This window comes from Staphylococcus sp. M0911, assembly GCF_003491325.1.
Taxonomy (GTDB): domain Bacteria; phylum Bacillota; class Bacilli; order Staphylococcales; family Staphylococcaceae; genus Staphylococcus; species Staphylococcus warneri_A.
This window is the reverse complement of sequence record NZ_CP022881.1, coordinates 217,252-233,069: the sequence shown is the minus strand read 5'-3', so window position 1 is coordinate 233,069 and position 15,818 is coordinate 217,252. Positions and strand designations below refer to the sequence as shown.

At 34.6% G+C, this 15,818-nt stretch carries 12 protein-coding genes, 1 tRNA gene and 1 pseudogene; 8 read left to right on the top strand and 6 right to left on the bottom strand.

Translation table 11 applies throughout. The features are described 5' to 3' along the window. Positions 1–50 precede the first annotated feature (50 nt). Positions 51–1,229, top strand: a pseudogene (locus ssp1_RS01060) (DNA-binding protein); the annotation flags it as partial. Between the two features lie 39 nt (positions 1,230–1,268). Beyond that, positions 1,269–2,804, top strand: a complete 1,536-nt coding sequence (locus tag ssp1_RS01055; RefSeq protein WP_075778283.1) for a bifunctional metallophosphatase/5'-nucleotidase — start codon at positions 1,269–1,271, stop codon at positions 2,802–2,804. 52 nt (positions 2,805–2,856) lie between these two features. On the opposite strand, the gene ssp1_RS01050 is transcribed toward ssp1_RS01055, so the two are convergent. Continuing rightward, complete coding sequence (locus tag ssp1_RS01050) at positions 2,857–4,026, bottom strand: MFS transporter (RefSeq protein ID WP_107546413.1); 1,170 nt, start codon at positions 4,024–4,026, stop codon at positions 2,857–2,859. 379 nt (positions 4,027–4,405) lie between these two features. On the opposite strand from ssp1_RS01050, the gene ssp1_RS11865 reads away from it, so the two are divergent. The 3 genes from ssp1_RS11865 to ssp1_RS01045 all read left to right on the top strand — a co-directional run bounded on the left by ssp1_RS11865 (position 4,406) and on the right by ssp1_RS01045 (position 4,941). Then, on the top strand, positions 4,406–4,549 hold the full coding sequence (locus ssp1_RS11865) for a hypothetical protein (protein WP_162886108.1): 144 nt from the start codon (positions 4,406–4,408) through the stop codon (positions 4,547–4,549). 50 nt (positions 4,550–4,599) lie between these two features. Continuing rightward, positions 4,600–4,731 (top strand): hypothetical protein, encoded by a 132-nt coding sequence (locus ssp1_RS12100; RefSeq protein WP_275896841.1) that lies wholly within the window; start codon positions 4,600–4,602, stop codon positions 4,729–4,731. Positions 4,732–4,851: 120 nt separating this feature from the next. Beyond that, positions 4,852–4,941 (top strand) — tRNA-Ile (locus ssp1_RS01045). A gap of 110 nt (positions 4,942–5,051) precedes the next feature. On the opposite strand, the gene ssp1_RS01040 is transcribed toward ssp1_RS01045, so the two are convergent. Both ssp1_RS01040 and lip read right to left on the bottom strand, forming a co-directional pair. Then, positions 5,052–5,324 carry a cell surface protein gene (locus tag ssp1_RS01040; RefSeq protein ID WP_228077281.1) on the bottom strand — a complete coding sequence of 91 codons (273 nt, stop codon included), beginning with the start codon at positions 5,322–5,324 and terminating at the stop codon, positions 5,052–5,054. Positions 5,325–5,677: 353 nt separating this feature from the next. Continuing rightward, positions 5,678–7,921, bottom strand: coding sequence for a YSIRK-targeted triacylglycerol lipase (gene lip, locus ssp1_RS01035; protein WP_107536014.1), 2,244 nt, complete (start codon positions 7,919–7,921; stop codon positions 5,678–5,680). Positions 7,922–8,305: 384 nt separating this feature from the next. Between lip and ssp1_RS01030 the strand changes: the two genes are divergently transcribed. Together ssp1_RS01030 and ssp1_RS01025 are read left to right on the top strand one after the other, a co-directional pair. Then, a complete protein-coding gene (locus tag ssp1_RS01030; protein ID WP_075778285.1) occupies positions 8,306–10,564 on the top strand; it encodes an ATP-binding cassette domain-containing protein in 2,259 nt (752 codons plus the stop codon). Between the two features lie 246 nt (positions 10,565–10,810). Continuing rightward, positions 10,811–12,376: a YfcC family protein gene (locus tag ssp1_RS01025; protein WP_075778286.1), complete on the top strand. Its 1,566-nt coding sequence runs from the start codon at positions 10,811–10,813 to the stop codon at positions 12,374–12,376. A 59-nt stretch (positions 12,377–12,435) separates the two neighbouring features. Here the strand turns inward: ssp1_RS01025 and ssp1_RS01020 are convergent, their stop codons facing one another. Both ssp1_RS01020 and ssp1_RS01015 read right to left on the bottom strand, forming a co-directional pair. Continuing rightward, positions 12,436–13,248, bottom strand: coding sequence for an alpha/beta hydrolase (locus ssp1_RS01020; protein WP_075778287.1), 813 nt, complete (start codon positions 13,246–13,248; stop codon positions 12,436–12,438). Positions 13,249–13,297: 49 nt separating this feature from the next. After that, positions 13,298–13,828: a VOC family protein gene (locus ssp1_RS01015; protein ID WP_107536120.1), complete on the bottom strand. Its 531-nt coding sequence runs from the start codon at positions 13,826–13,828 to the stop codon at positions 13,298–13,300. Positions 13,829–14,050: 222 nt separating this feature from the next. On the opposite strand from ssp1_RS01015, the gene ssp1_RS01010 reads away from it, so the two are divergent. Beyond that, the gene (locus ssp1_RS01010) at positions 14,051–14,566 is read left to right on the top strand and encodes a YceI family protein (protein ID WP_075778288.1); all 516 of its coding nucleotides are present in this window, start codon (positions 14,051–14,053) and stop codon (positions 14,564–14,566) included. A gap of 61 nt (positions 14,567–14,627) precedes the next feature. On the opposite strand, the gene ssp1_RS01005 is transcribed toward ssp1_RS01010, so the two are convergent. Next, the gene (locus tag ssp1_RS01005) at positions 14,628–15,599 is read right to left on the bottom strand and encodes an SMP-30/gluconolactonase/LRE family protein (protein WP_075778289.1); all 972 of its coding nucleotides are present in this window, start codon (positions 15,597–15,599) and stop codon (positions 14,628–14,630) included. Between the last annotated feature and the right edge of the window lie 219 nt (positions 15,600–15,818).

Below are 15,818 nucleotides of genomic sequence, written 5' to 3'. Positions count from 1 at the left end.
CGATATTCTATAATTCATAATTAGAAAAAATTATTAAAGGAGTATCATTTATGAGAAAAATATATAAAAGTATTGTAGTTTCATCCATATTAGCAAGCAGCCTCTTCACTGCTATACCTATGACATTAGCTCAAACCAATCCTACGTCTAAAGATGAACCAACAGTATTATTTGATCGATCACATGCACAAACAGCGGGCGCTGCCGACTGGACAAGTGACGGTGCTTTTTCTGATTATGCTGATTCATTTAAATCACAGGGTTATCAAGTTAAAGACATTGATGGCCAAGCCAATATCGATGAACAAACATTAAATCAAGCAGCGATATTAGTCATCCCTGAAGCAAATGTACCATTTAAGACAAGCGAACAAGAAGCTATTGCTAATTATGTAAAACAAGGTGGTAAAGTTGTTTTCATATCAGACCACTATAATGCAGATAGAAATTTAAATAGAATTGATTCTTCGGAAGCGATGAATGGTTATCGACGTGGCGCTTTCGATGATATGTCTAAAGGTATGACAAATGACGAGAAGCATTCTAAAGCAATGCAAGATGTTAAAAGTTCTGATTGGCTTTCTAATCAATTTGGTGTACGTTTTCGCTATAATGCCCTTGGAGATATGAATACTAAAAATATAGTGTCATCAGACGAAAGTATGGGCATTACCAAAGGGATCGATTCTGTATCGATGCATGCAGGTTGTACACTAGCTATTACTGACCCTAATAAAGCTAAAGGTATCGTGTACACACCTTCGCATTTATCGTCTAAACATAAATGGTCCCATGCTGTCGATCAAGGGGTGTACAATAATGGCGGTGTTGAAGAAGGTCCATATGTTGCCATTTCTAAACTAGGTAAAGGAAAAGCAGTATTTATCGGAGATTCCTCCTTAGTAGAAGATCGTTCACCAAAATACAAACGTGAAGATACCGGTGAAAATAAAAAAACATACAATGGTTTTCATGAAGAAGATAATGGAAAATTATTAACTAACATTACTCAATGGATGAGTAAAGAAGATACTTCAACATCTTTAAAAGATAGTATAATCAAACTGGATCGTAAAACAACGTTACATCAGTTTGAACAGCCTCAACAGTCAACTGAACCTGAAAAGGAACCTTGGTCTCAACCACCATCAGGTTATAAATGGTATGATCCTTCAACCTTTAAAGCTGGCAGTTATGGAAGTCAACATCAACACAATACCCAAACAGATTAACCCGCATAAGATGATCAACAAGAGGAGTGATATTTTATGGAACAACTTGCGTTTTACGTAGTGAGCGATATACATGGTTACATATTTCCAACAGATTTCTCCAAAAGAGACCAATACCTACCTATGGGCTTATTGTTGGCTAATCATTTAATTGAAAAAGACCAACAACATTACGCACATCATATTAAAATTGATAATGGCGATTTTTTACAAGGCTCACCATTTTGTAATTATCTCGTCTCTCATATCAAGAATAGTCAGCCTCTAGTCAATTTCTATAATCATATGTCCTTTCACTTTGGTACACTAGGTAATCATGAATTCAACTACGGGTTACCTTATTTGAAAGATGCATTGAATCGTCTAAACTATCCGGTGTTATGTGCCAATATCTTTGAGAATGGTGAATTACTCACGCATCAGGGCATTCACTATTTCGATGTTAATGGTAAAACAATTGGCGTGATTGGATTAACGACGCAGTATATCCCTCATTGGGAGCAACCTGAACACATCCAGTCACTCACCTTTGAAAGTGCCGTAACAGCATTACAACGTTGGCTACCCGAAGTACGCCGCCAATCAGACTTCGTTGTTGTGAGCTATCATGGTGGCTTTGAAAAAGATTTAGAAACTGGAGACCCTACCGAAGCACAAACAGGTGAGAATGAAGGTTATGCAATTTTAGAACACTTCTGTGATGATATTGATATATTCATTACAGGTCATCAACATAGAGATATCGCAACGTTATTCAACCAAACGGCAGTCATCCAACCTGGTACACGAGGTCGATCTGTAGGCAAAGTCGTTCTGAATTTCAACGATGACACTCATGAACGCATTGCGTCATGTAGTTTATTACCGGTTAGCGATGATGATGACTTTGTTGTTAATGAAGATGATCGCTATTTAAGAAGTCAATTAGAAGACTGGCTCGATACTCAGATTGCTGAACTACCTAATGAAATGATTGTGGATGATGCATTTGAAGCTCGTATAGCACCACATCCATTTATCAATTTTTTAAATTACGTCTTATTAGCTAAGAGTGACGCCGATATGGCATGTACAGCCTTATTTGATTCAGCAACTGGTTTTACAAAACACGTTACAATGCGTGATGTTATTAACAATTACCCTTTCCCAAATACATTTAAAGTATTACGTGTTAGCGGTGCAGATATTAAAGCTGCAATAGAACGCTCTGCTGAATATTTTGATGTTATTCATGAAGAAATCACTATCAGTAAAGATTTTATGGAACCGAAACCCCAACATTTTAATTATGATATATTCGCTGGTGTAAGCTACACGATTCATGCTGGTCAACCCCGAGGACAACGTGTAGCACATATTCAATTCAATGGTGAACCATTAGACTTTGATAAGACCTATACAATTTGTGTGAATAACTATCGTTCAGTGGGTGGTGGTCAATATGATATGTACACCAACGCACCAGTTGTTAAAGATATCCAAATTGACGGTGCACAATTAATTATCGATTACCTTCAAGAACATTCAAATTCTCATATTCCTGAGGTCGTCAATTTTAAAGTTGAAACGTAATGATAAAATATGAGAAAACCCTGCTCGATCATGTGTCGAACAGGGTTTTCAATTAGTTATGAAATGATATGTGCTTTTTCTCGTAAACATTATTTACAGTATTGAGTATGATACCTAATATAATAATGCCACCAGATATGAACGTAATCGTCATATATGGTAATCCGATTGATAATAATATTGAACCAAGTATAGCACCAATAAAGTTAGCTACGTTAAATATGGAAGCAGCAAGCGTACTTGCTAGTAATGGTGCTTCATGTGCACTTAAAATAATTTTACTATTTAATAGTGGTGTCGTACCAAATGTTCCAAAACCAAACAAGAAGCAAATGAGTAATGCTAATACTGCATAATGAACAAAAGTAACGAATAAGATAATGGTTATAAATAATAAGAAGAACGTATAGAATAAATATTTAGTTAAAGCGTGTTCTGGTACACTACCTGTAACTAAATTACCAATTACACCACCTAGTCCAAATAAGAATAAACATACGGTTAATCCAATTATTTTAAAAGGTGCATACTCATGAATCATTGGTTCCATAAACGTATAAGTTGTAAACACACCTGAATAACCAAATACGATGATAGAAATCACAATTAAAATGTGTGGGTTCTTAAATACGGTTAATTCTTTAGAAATATTGGCTTCTGCGCTTAATGAAACGTGTGGTGTAAACTTCATCATACCTAACATCGTTATCACTGCTAAGATAATCATGATACCAAATACAACTCTCCAATTAGCCAAGCCACCTAAAAATGATCCGAACGGCACACCAATCATGACTGCTATCGTTAGACCCGCTTGAACTAAGGCAATTGCTTGCGGTTTCTTAGCTGGTGGTGCAACAGCCGCTGCTACACTCATACAAACGCCAAAGAACGGTGCATGCATAGCTGCAGACATTAATCTTGATAATAAAAGCACATTAAAATTAGGCGCTAACATTCCTACTAAGTTACTCACGATAAATATAGCTACAAGCACAGGTAACAGGCGATGCGCATGGACTTTCATCGTAAATATACGCATGAATGGACCAATCACTGCCACACTAATCGCATAAACACTCACAAGCAGTCCCGCACTTGAAATAGATACATGCATGTCATCAGATATTTGTGTAAGCAATCCTGTGACAACATATTCAGCCATACCAACAGTAAACGTACCTAACATAAAAATAAAAAACATCATTTTATTTTCTCTCATCACTGCTTCCCCCTTTTCGTTTCGTTCAAAAAATCAACATGAGTGCTATACTACAAAAGATTTTGAACAACGTGAAGAGGTATATAGAAATTTCTCGAATTCTTCAATACAAGATTTCATAAGCTTTCATTTCATTTTCATTATATTAAGATTAAGACAATTTGGGATTAGGCATTCTAAAGCACTATCGTCTTAATATCCTTTCATTGTAAATTGAATCTCTATACATCATCATGTATATGATTAAATTTCGACAATCATGTGACAAATATGAAATGGATTGGACCAGCCCATATAACCCCATCTTATTATGATAGATGCTAAATGAACGTTATAATGAAATGGAAGCAATAAGACGATGAATATGGGGGTAACTACAATGACATCTCAACAAGACCAGAAAGACGAAAAAGTAATTGCAGAAGATGAAAAACAAACTAAACGCTCATTTTGGGCAGACATGTTTAACTTTTTACCTGAAATGGTAGGTGGTCTTATGCGTCTAATTCGTTCATTGTTTTAAAGTGTGCATTTAACTTTTATTATGATGATGCTTAACTGGAGGGATAGATTTTGGCAACAAAAAATAAAAATGGTAAAAGAAGAAAAGCGGACATTCTAAAAGAGACAACCTATGAAATTCTATTTCAAAATATACCTGAACTCATTTATGGCTTGATTCGTATAGTTAAAGGATTGATTTAACTATAAAATTAAATTGATTCTTATAGAATATTGCACGTTTCTACAAATATTTAATATTTTAATCCATTTATCTTTACATTTACTATAGATAGTTATATACTGTTCATTGTTAATCGATTTGGAGGGATACTCAAGTCTGGCTTAAGAGGCCAATCATTTATGATTGGTAGGAGCTTCGTGCTCGCGTTGGTTCAAATCCTTCTCCCTCCGCTACTGAGTATATTATTGTAACCTGAGGCATTTCTTTATGTCTCAGCTCTTTTTTATTTACCAATAAAGGCGTCTCGCATTGTGCGAGACGCCTTATTATTTATGAATTATTAATGTGGATGGAATGTTTTTTGTGGTGCATGAATCGTCACATTATATTTATCTGCAATGCGTTGTGTTTCTTTATCAAGTAATTGATTATATTCTTTAGTTGATACTTCACTTGCTTTCGGTAATCTCTTTTCTAATTCTTCATATTGTTTCTCTGACACACCTTTAGGAGCAATACCACCATAAGGACGGTCACCTTGAGTTGTTTGTTGTTGATGTTTGGCAGTTTTATGTACTGAGCTTGCATCTGCCACACCAGATACATCTTGCAACTGCGAGTGTACCTGCTAGTACCGAACCTACTAACATTGTCATTTTTTTCATTTTTAAAATCTCCTTCCAAAAGTGAATTATTGACACATCTTTATCATACAACTTTTCAAAATCAAATCATTTATTTTTATATTTCTTTACATATTTTTTACTTTTTTTAATTTAGATATTTAAATTCAATTGCTTTTTACATTAAAAAAGTACCTAACATGCTCATAAAGCATGTTAGGTACTTTACTCATATATTACTTAAATAATTCTTTTAATACTTTGAAGAATGAACCGATTAATTGGAAGAAATCTGCAGTCATAGCGTATGCTCCTTTCTCTATTTAACGTATAGCGTTTTTGTTTATGCTTGTGCTTTTTGCTCAGATGTTAGCTTTTCACTTTGTACTAAATCATCTGCTAGACCATGCCAGAATTGTTGTAACTCTTCTCTAGTTCTTACTGTATCAGAACTATCTTGTCCAACAAAGTCAACATGATCCCAATCATGTTTCGTTGGTGTTACTTGCCAAATACCTTTTTGATTTTTATCTGTTGCTTGTGTATATTTTTGATTAAATGGATGTTGTGAAGAAATCACAGATACAAGTCCATCATTTTCTCGCCATTCTTTTTCGTTTGCTTTACCAATCACATTGCCAGTTAAAATAAATGGTAAGAACATGTTTAAATCTGCTTTTTGTCTACCAAATAGTGATGGATGCGTTGCCTCACCAGTATATGTTTTATAAACAATATTGGGATTTAATGATGTTTTACGGTTTAAGTCTGTTGCACCATCTCGAGTTAAATCATAGAAACCATTGTCTTGTGATTTCCATAAATTAGAATTTTTCACGCGTTTAGCATAATCGATATATGATTCATTTGGTTTTTGTTTTAAGCCCCATTGAGATAAACCAAAGTCGACTCTTGAATCTTTATTACCAAAGGCTTTACCAATATCATAAACAACCTGTCTTACAACCGCTTCATTACCTAATAAATCTGAAGCATGTGTACCATTATGTGGTGTACCAAGTGTTGTAATTGAAGAAACCATATTATCATTATTGCCTTTGAATAATGGTGAAATTGTACCACCATGTTTCTTCTGATACTCAATTTCCTCTTGGTTACCATTTCTTAAAAGTTCTTCAAGTTGGCGAATCGTTTGTCCACCCATACTATGACCAACTAAATGTACTTTTTGTCCTGGTTTCCAGTCTTTATATACACCTTCATATGTTTTACCATATCGTTCATGTCCATATTTCGCAGCATGTGCCGCACCGTAATCTACACGACCACCTTTGATATAGTAGTAGAGTTCTACCGCTCTGTCATAGTTACTACCAAAGGCACTGATACTTGCTTCATATGATTTGTAGCCGTTTTCTTCTAAATCTTGGCGAATGTTCATTTTATCGCCGCCCCAATAATGTGATAAGACAGCTGGGTTGATATCATCAGTGAATCCATTAAATCCATGAACGAGAATGATTGGATCATGATTTTTATACTGTTGTTGTTTGGCTTTCTTATTTGTTTGATCTTTATCTGCTACAGCTACTTTATTTTTAGACTGATTATTTAATGTAGCAACTGAGTTTGATTTCAGTGCTTGTAAACCGTCATTTTGTTCTTTATCTTTTTTACTTGGATTATCTTTTGATAATAATGGTGAATCTTTTTCTAATTGATCAAGAGAGACAGATTGCTTTTGTTTTGATTTTTGAGATGAATCAGTTTGATTCGGAGCTGTTGCTGTTTGATCAACTGATTGTGCTGTCACTTTATGTTGATCTTTTTGATTAATTGTGGCATCCGATTTTTCCTTATTCACAGTAGCATGAGTCGCTTTTTCTGTAGCATGACGACGAGAGAAATCCGGATCTACTTGTTGCGCTTTATGATTTTTATTGAACTCTGAATCTACATCAGCTTTCTTTTGCGCTTGCTTATGACTAAAATCTGGATCCACTTGTGAAGCTTTATGTCTGCTATTAAATTCTGGATCTACATCATGTTGATGTGTTTGAGTTGATGATGCTTTATCTTGCGCCTTTGGACTAGGCGTTGGCGTTTCTTCTTTTACTGCTTTACCATTAGCTTTGTCTTTTTGATTTGGCGTTGTAGTATCTGGTTTTTCAACAGACTTTGTTGCTTGATCTTCTGTTGTTTTTTCTTTAGGTGCTGTTTTAACATCTTGTTGTACTTGGTCAACTGATTGATCACTTTCTACTGTTGCATCTTTTGGTTGTTTCTCTTCAGTATTGTCTTGTGACGTTTGTGTAGTATCTTTCTCAGATGTTTCTTTATGTAAGCTTGTTGGTGTTACATCTTGTTGATTGTCATTTTGTGCTTCAACGCTATCGTTTTGTTTTTTTAATTCACTAGATTGATTTGTTTGTTCATTTTTAACATCATTTCCCTGTTGTTCCCCAATAGATTGTGCTTGTAGTGCTTCTGAATCAACATTTCCCTTATCTTGATTTTCAGCTGCTTGAGCAGAACCTCCACCAATAAATAATAATGCTGCGATTAAAATGGAAGATGTTCCTACACTAAATTTACGAATACTATATTTATTTTCTCTATTTTTCATATTCGGCACCTCTATTTTATTTAATTTTTAAACCAATCCTAAATAACTAGATGAATAAATTGACAATTGCACGTGGTAAAAACTCAATTAATTTTGTAAACCAAGCTTTCATAAGAACCATCCTTTCATTTATTGGTAAGCGCTTACAATAATATTAAAATAAAAAATTTCGACATCATCACTTACACTTACTTTAACTAATAATTGATTAAAATGTTACGAAAATTTGTCTGAAAAGTCAATAATCAAATCCAATTCTATACAAATTTTATCTTTTTGTAACTATACACACTTGATCTAATGATAAATGAATGTGTTTGAATACATATCCATAACGAATTGAAAATACATATTAGGGTAATATCGTATTAAGAGGTGAAACACATGTCAGATATCAAAGTCATTGGTGCCAGACAAAATAATTTAAAAAATATCAATGTCACCATTCCTAAACATCAATTAACTGTATTTACAGGGCGTTCCGGCTCAGGTAAGTCTTCCCTAGTATTTAATACATTAGCTGCCGAATCTGAACGTTTACTTAATGAAACTTATTCGAGTTATATCCAACATCAATTAAGCCAATATTCCAAACCGGAAGTTGATCAAATTCAACATCTACCCGTTGCAATGATTATTAATCAGAAACGCTTAGGTGGAAATTCGCGTTCTACAGTAGGTACAATTTCAGATATTTATGCTTCTGTACGTTTATTATGGTCGCGTATTGGCGAACCATTTGTCGGGTACTCAGATGTCTTTTCATTTAATAATACACGAGGCATGTGCGAAACATGTTCAGGCTTAGGCTATGTCGAAGATATTGATTTAAATGAACTGCTTGATTTTGATAAATCTTTAAATGAAGATGCGATTAACTTTCCATCATTTCGTCCTGACAGTTGGAGAGGAAAACGTTATTTATATACAGGTTTATTTGATAATGATAAAAAATTAAAAGATTATACTAAAGAAGAATTGGACACGTTCTTATACACGGAACCAACAAAACTTAAAAATCCGCCAGCTAATTGGCCTAGAACTGCAAAGTTTGAAGGATTAATTCATAGATTTAGACGTTCCTTTTTATTAAATGATAACTTTGAAAAGAAGCGCTTTGCGAAAGATATTGAACGTGTTGTAAGTCAACATGCTTGTCCGTCATGCCAAGGCAAACGACTTAATGACAAAGTATTAAGTTGTAAAATCAATGGTATGAATATCGCTGATTTTACCGATTTACAAATTGATGATGCTTTAGCGTTTTTAGAAACGATTGAATCGACCAAAGCACAAGTTATTATCGAACCACTCAAACAACAACTTAAATCATTGAGCTATGTTGGTCTTAACTACCTAACTTTATCACGAGAAACGACATCCTTATCTGGTGGTGAATCACAGCGAATTAAGCTCATCAGACATTTGAACAGTCCACTCAGTGACCTTGTCTATATTATCGATGAACCAAGTGTTGGACTTCATCCTGAGGATATTCAACGTATTAACGACTTAATACAATCTTTAAAAGATAAAGGTAATACAGTACTTGTTGTAGAACATGACCCTGATGTTATAAAGACCGCCGATCATGTTATAGATATTGGACCATTAGCTGGTAAAGATGGTGGTGAGATTACATTTGAAGGCACTTATAGAGATTTACTCAAATCTCAAACGAGTACCGGCCAAGCACTTCATCGTACACATACTTTAAAAGATGACATTAGATCAAACAATGATATGTTAGAGATTAATGATATTTCTAAAAATAATTTGCAACATATCACAACGCAATTGCCTAAACATGCAATGACTGTCGTAACTGGTGTAGCAGGTTCAGGTAAAAGTTCATTAATTACATCAGCATTTGAAAAAGATAGCCATGCGATTTTCATAGACCAAAAACCTGCCCACGCATCAAACCGTTCAAACTTGCTAACTTATTTAAATATCTTTGATGACGTGCGCGCGTTCTTCAGTCAACAAACTGGCCTTAAGAAAAGTATGTTCAGTTATAATTCTGAAGGTGCCTGCCCCGAATGTCACGGTAAGGGCATTATTAAAACGGAGTTGGCATTTATGCCTGACTTCTCTCAAACATGTGAAATGTGCGGTGGTACAAGGTATCGTCCCGAAGTACTTGAAGCCAAAGTTGATGGCTACTCAATTGCTGATATTTTATCATTAACTGTCCAAGAAGCCATCGAAAAATTCAAAAATGATAAGCACATTGTTCAACCATTACAAGCTTTAGCAAATACTGGCTTAAATTATATGACACTAGGACAATCTCTTGATACGCTTTCTGGTGGGGAAATACAACGTGTTAAATTGAGTAAATATTTAACAGAAACGGTACATGATGCCATATTTATTTTTGATGAGCCTACGACAGGTCTTCATGAAGACGATCTTCCCATACTCATCGAATGTTTCAACCATTTGATTGATCAAGGTAACACAGTAATCCTAATCGAGCATAACTTAACGATGATGACACAAGCGGATTGGTTTATCGATATCGGTCCATATGCAGGTGATAAAGGCGGACAACTCCTTTATAGCGGCGAACCACAAGGCTTACTTGATGTGAAACAATCTGTAACCGCTAAACATCTAAGAAGATATATCGAACAATAGTATATCAACGGCAGACGAAACCAGTACGTGAAGACAAAAACGTACTGGTTATTTTTAGGCAACTTGATTTAATAATAGCTTAGTCAGAGGGATTGAGTTTCATTAATTCTTAATTATTTTTTCTTTGTAAATGTTAATTTTTCCTCATTATTTTTCATAATTAATGTTATGCTTAATTTGTTTGAAATTATATGTATATTTATTTATAATTATTCACTAACAAAGTATGTATAGGGAGGAGATTTAATGGAAACGGAACACACGATGAACGATGGTCATACATCTTCACCAAAAAGAAAGTTTAAGTTAAAAATGCCTGGTGCATTTGCAATTTTATTCATCTTAACGATTTTAGCTGTTTTAGCAACTTGGATGATTCCAGCAGGCTCTTATTCTAAATTATCTTATGATGATCATGTATTAAAGGTCGAAAGTCCGCAAGGTAAAGTTGAAACACACAAAGCTACACAGCAAGAACTAGATAAAATGGGTGTCAAAATTGATATTGACCAATTTACTTCGGGTGCAATTAATAAACCTGTATCCATTCCCAATACATATGAGCGCTTAGATCAACACCCTGCTCATTTGTCTGATATTACGAGTAGTATGGTAAATGGTACGATTGAAGCTGCTGATATTATGGTATTCATCTTAGTACTCGGTGGTTTAATTGGTGTCGTTCAAGCTAGTGGTGCATTTGAATCTGGCTTACTAGCACTAACTAAAAAGACTAAAGGCAGAGAATTTTTATTAATCTTCTTTGTATCTATATTAATGGTACTAGGTGGTACTTTATGTGGTATTGAGGAGGAGGCTGTGGCTTTCTATCCTATACTTGTCCCTATCTTTTTAGCTATGGGTTATGACTCTATTGTTTGTGTTGGGGCTATCTTTTTAGCAAGTTCGATGGGCTCGACCTTCTCTACGATTAATCCATTCTCAGTCGTCATCGCATCTAATGCGGCCGGCACGACATTTACTGAAGGTTTGTATTGGCGTATTGCTGGTTGTATTATCGGAGCACTATTTGTTATTGGTTACCTCTATTGGTATAGTAAAAAAATTAAAAAAGATCCTACCGCGTCTTATAGTTACGAAGACAAAGACGAATTTGATCAACAATGGTCTGTGATGCAGCACGATACCACACAACAATCATTTACAATGCGTAAAAAATTAATTTTACTACTCTTTGTGATACCTTTCCCAGTCATGGTATGGGGTGTGATGTCACAAGGTTGGTGGTTCCCAACAATGGCTTCTGCATTCCTTATCTTTACCATTATTATCATGCTACTCACTGCAACTGGTCCTAATGGTTTAGGTGAACAAGGTGTCGTAGATGAATTTGTCAAAGGTGCTTCCAGTTTAGTTGGGGTATCACTCATTATCGGATTAGCACGTGGCATTAACTTAGTATTAAATAATGGTCGCATTTCAGATACGATTTTACATTTTTCTTCTTCACTCGTAGAACATATTCAAGGTCCATTATTTATTATCGCTTTATTATTTATCTTCTTCTTCCTAGGATTCATTATTCCATCATCATCTGGATTAGCGGTGTTAGCGATGCCTATTTTCGCACCACTAGCTGATACAGTTGGTATTCCTAGATATACTATTGTATCTGCCTATCAATTTGGACAATATGCAATGCTATTCTTAGCACCAACAGGTTTAGTCATGGCAACATTACAAATGCTCAATATGCGTTATTCTCATTGGTTCCGTTTTGTATGGCCTGTTGTCGTCTTTGTACTTGTATTTGGTGGTGGCATGTTAGTCGCACAAGTTTTATTACATTAATCGATTTAATATAAAAATAACCGGGATGTGTGCCCTCATAGCACTATCCCGGTTTCATTCTATTGTGATACATGATGGTTTAACCAGTCTACTATTTCCTGGAAAATACTTTGATTATATGATGATTCATTAAATATTTCATGTTTTAGTCCATCATAAATATGCATTGATTTATGTTCGGAACTAATATCATTAAACAATTCAAGAGAATCTTGATAACTCACAAGTCCATCTTCCTTGCCATGTAATATTAATATAGGATCAGTAAACGATGCTGCTTGTGCTTTTAATAATTTGACGCCATCAAGTAATGTATAAATTAATCCAAAAGAGATATCTTTAGCTACTAAATCGTCCAATTCATACTTTCGAATCGTATCTTCATCTGAACATACACCATCACCAAGTTCATTCGGTAAATATTTATCTTCTGGTTGACTACGGTCAGGTTCTCCAAATAATTTCAGGTTATAACGTGTTAATGCACCTGAAGTGACAATACCATCGACAAGCCCAGGGTGTTTTGTACCATATAATGTAACTGTGTATCCGCCCATACTATGTCCAATAAGATAAACATTACCTTTATATGTTTCTTTCACAAATTGAATCATTGCATCTAAATCTTCCACAATTTCATCTTTATTACTATAATATACAGGTTTTCCTTCTGAACGACCGTGTCCACGTTGATCGTAACGAATGACGTTAAATTGATTATCATTTAAAAATGACGTGATATGATCATAACGTTCAAGGTGTTCAGCTAAACCGTGAACAACAATGATATTGGCCTTTGGTTCCGATACCTCGTTGACCTTCGCATATAGGTTAGTACCATCTGCTGATTGAATGTATTTAATATAATTCATTGTCATCCCCCTTTAGTCCACTTATACCCACTTTCGAACAATAATGACATCAATCATCAATTTTATTCGGAATAAATACATCAGCTTCACTATCAGGAGGATAATAATAACCATTTGGTATCGTTTGTAACTCAATTAAGCTTCCCCACGGTGTCTTAACATAAACCGTTTGATTATCTTTCGTATCTTCATAACGTGTATTTAGATGAGGTTCAGATATAGGTTGTCCACCTGCACGTTTGATTTGTGACAAAGCTTTATCAAAGTGATCTACATAGAATGAAAGATGAGTAAAACCTATGTCTTGTAAAGATACGGCTTGTTGTTGTAATGCATCTTTAAATTCAAATAGTTCAATATTTGGACCATTACCAAAAACCATCATTCTTTTTTTAATAATTTTGGCACCTTTCTTAAGACCTAACACCTCTTCAACAAACTCACCCTCTCTAGGGCTATCATTTTGTGTTTGACTGTCATAAGCCACTTTCCCGTCTAATCCTTGTTTGAAAAATTCTGTCGCTACTTCAATGTCTGGAACTGTTAACCCAATATGATTGATACCTCTTGTGATGCTCATCTTCGATAACACCCCTGTTTATAATAATTTTCCATTTTTTATAATTTTTCCCATTATGCTTTCATTCGACACATTTAAGAGTTAAATATACTCGAGAGTAGTAAAGGTATGCCATTTTGAAGATTTAATCATAAAAAGTTTGCTTTTCTATAACCAACATGGTATATTCTTTATATCAAATATAAATGATATATTTAAAAAGAGAAAACGGAGGAGTTAATTATGACTCAATTTACATTCGATAGCGTACACAGTGCATTAGATTTCCAAATCAAACATTTAATGGTTTCAAAGGTGAAAGGTGCATTCGAAAAATTCGACGTTAACGTTGAAGGCGATATTAACGATTTAAGTACTTTAAAAGCAACTGCAACAATTGATCCTGCTTCAATCAATACTGGTAACGAAGACCGTGACAACCACTTAAAAACAGGCGATTTCTTTGGTACTGATGAATTCGACAAAATCACTTTCGTATCTAAAGAAGTAAGTGAAAATAGTGTTATTGGCGACTTAACAATCAAAGGCGAAACACACGAAGAAAAATTCGACGTTGAATATAATGGCGTAAGTAAAAATCCTATGAACGGTGAACAAGTAACTGGTTTCATCGTAACTGGTAAAATCGATAGAGAAAAATATGGCATTAGCTTTAACCAAGCATTAGAAACTGGTGGCGTAATGTTAGGTAGAGAAGTAAAATTCGAAGTTTCAGCAGAATTTTCAATTCAAGACTAATATATATTAAAAAGCGGTTTTCTACATATACGTAGAAAACCGTTTTTTTTCATACTCTTATTTAATGAAATTGAAAACTATGATGACCTTTCGCAAATCCATTTACCGTGTATAACATCGATCCGCCACCCATTTCAATATCATTTGAACAAATAATAAGTTGGTTTGTACCAGGAATAATTTGTGGATGCGTAGAGCGTAGCATATGACCTTCATCTCGACCTGGAATTAAAATTTGTCCAATAGGATAGCCTTTTTTATTGAATACTAAGACTCTTCCTTGTCCATACATCGCAACATACAAATTATCATCACTATCAATACAACAAGAATCTGGACCTTCATGGCCAGTAAAATAATAAGGAATCGTCGCGCCGAATGGTGCAATTGTCACACCATCTTCCTCTAATTCAATACGGTGTAATCGGTTCGTAGTCGTTTCTGTCACCCAAAGCACACGTTCATCTGTACTTAAGGCTACACCATTTGCGACACTAATATTTTGAATCACAGGTATCACCTTTTGAAAATCTGGTGATACATAATACACACCGCCTTGCGGATGAGTTGAATAACCTCTAAAATCAGTAAAATAAAAGCCACCTTTACGATCAAATACCATATCGTCAATACAATATTCCGTATTTAATTCTGAAATAATCTCTTCAAATTGTTCTCCTTTGTCAGTTGTAGCAAATATGCCACCTGTCGATTTGAAATCCCCTAGATAACATATAAATAATCGACCGTCTTTATGAATTTTGATGGCTGCTGGATTTTCTTTTTTCGATTTAAATGGACGTGTCACTTCTTTAGTATCAGGATTAACTTTAAAGATATTACCTTCAAAGACATCGAGTAAGAATAATTGCCCATCACGATCAAAGTTTAAGCCCTCAAGTTGCAATCCTTTATCCGAGATTTCCACCCATGGTTCCGCTGTTATTGTTTGCAATTCACTTTCCGAAACAATCGGCGCCACACTAGCCGATAGTCCTTCATACTTTAATGTTGGTAAACCGTTATTTTCCATTTTCATACCCCTTCTTTCATATATAATGATATCATCACTATTTTATCTGAAATTAAATTTAAAGTCATTGAGGGATATAACCCATTTACTGATACTGTGACATAAGAACATTTTCAAATCATTATTGCCTTATTTTGTCAGTTTTATATCTTAGTAAAATACATTTAAATACTCAGTCACTTGAATGATTTATAAGCTGAGATATTGAATCATTTGCTA

Excerpts from the sequence above, each read along its gene's own strand:
- ssp1_RS01055 (WP_075778283.1), top strand. The coding sequence starts at position 1,269 with ATGGAACAACTTGCGTTTTACGTAGTGAGCGATATACATGGTTACATA.
- ssp1_RS01050 (WP_107546413.1), bottom strand. The coding sequence starts at position 4,026 with ATGAGAGAAAATAAAATGATGTTTTTTATTTTTATGTTAGGTACGTTT.
- ssp1_RS11865 (WP_162886108.1), top strand. The coding sequence starts at position 4,406 with ATGACATCTCAACAAGACCAGAAAGACGAAAAAGTAATTGCAGAAGAT.
- lip (WP_107536014.1), bottom strand. The coding sequence starts at position 7,921 with ATGAAAAATAGAGAAAATAAATATAGTATTCGTAAATTTAGTGTAGGA.
- ssp1_RS01030 (WP_075778285.1), top strand. The coding sequence starts at position 8,306 with ATGTCAGATATCAAAGTCATTGGTGCCAGACAAAATAATTTAAAAAAT.
- ssp1_RS01025 (WP_075778286.1), top strand. The coding sequence starts at position 10,811 with ATGGAAACGGAACACACGATGAACGATGGTCATACATCTTCACCAAAA.
- ssp1_RS01020 (WP_075778287.1), bottom strand. The coding sequence starts at position 13,248 with ATGAATTATATTAAATACATTCAATCAGCAGATGGTACTAACCTATAT.
- ssp1_RS01015 (WP_107536120.1), bottom strand. The coding sequence starts at position 13,828 with ATGAGCATCACAAGAGGTATCAATCATATTGGGTTAACAGTTCCAGAC.
- ssp1_RS01010 (WP_075778288.1), top strand. The coding sequence starts at position 14,051 with ATGACTCAATTTACATTCGATAGCGTACACAGTGCATTAGATTTCCAA.
- ssp1_RS01005 (WP_075778289.1), bottom strand. The coding sequence starts at position 15,599 with ATGGAAAATAACGGTTTACCAACATTAAAGTATGAAGGACTATCGGCT.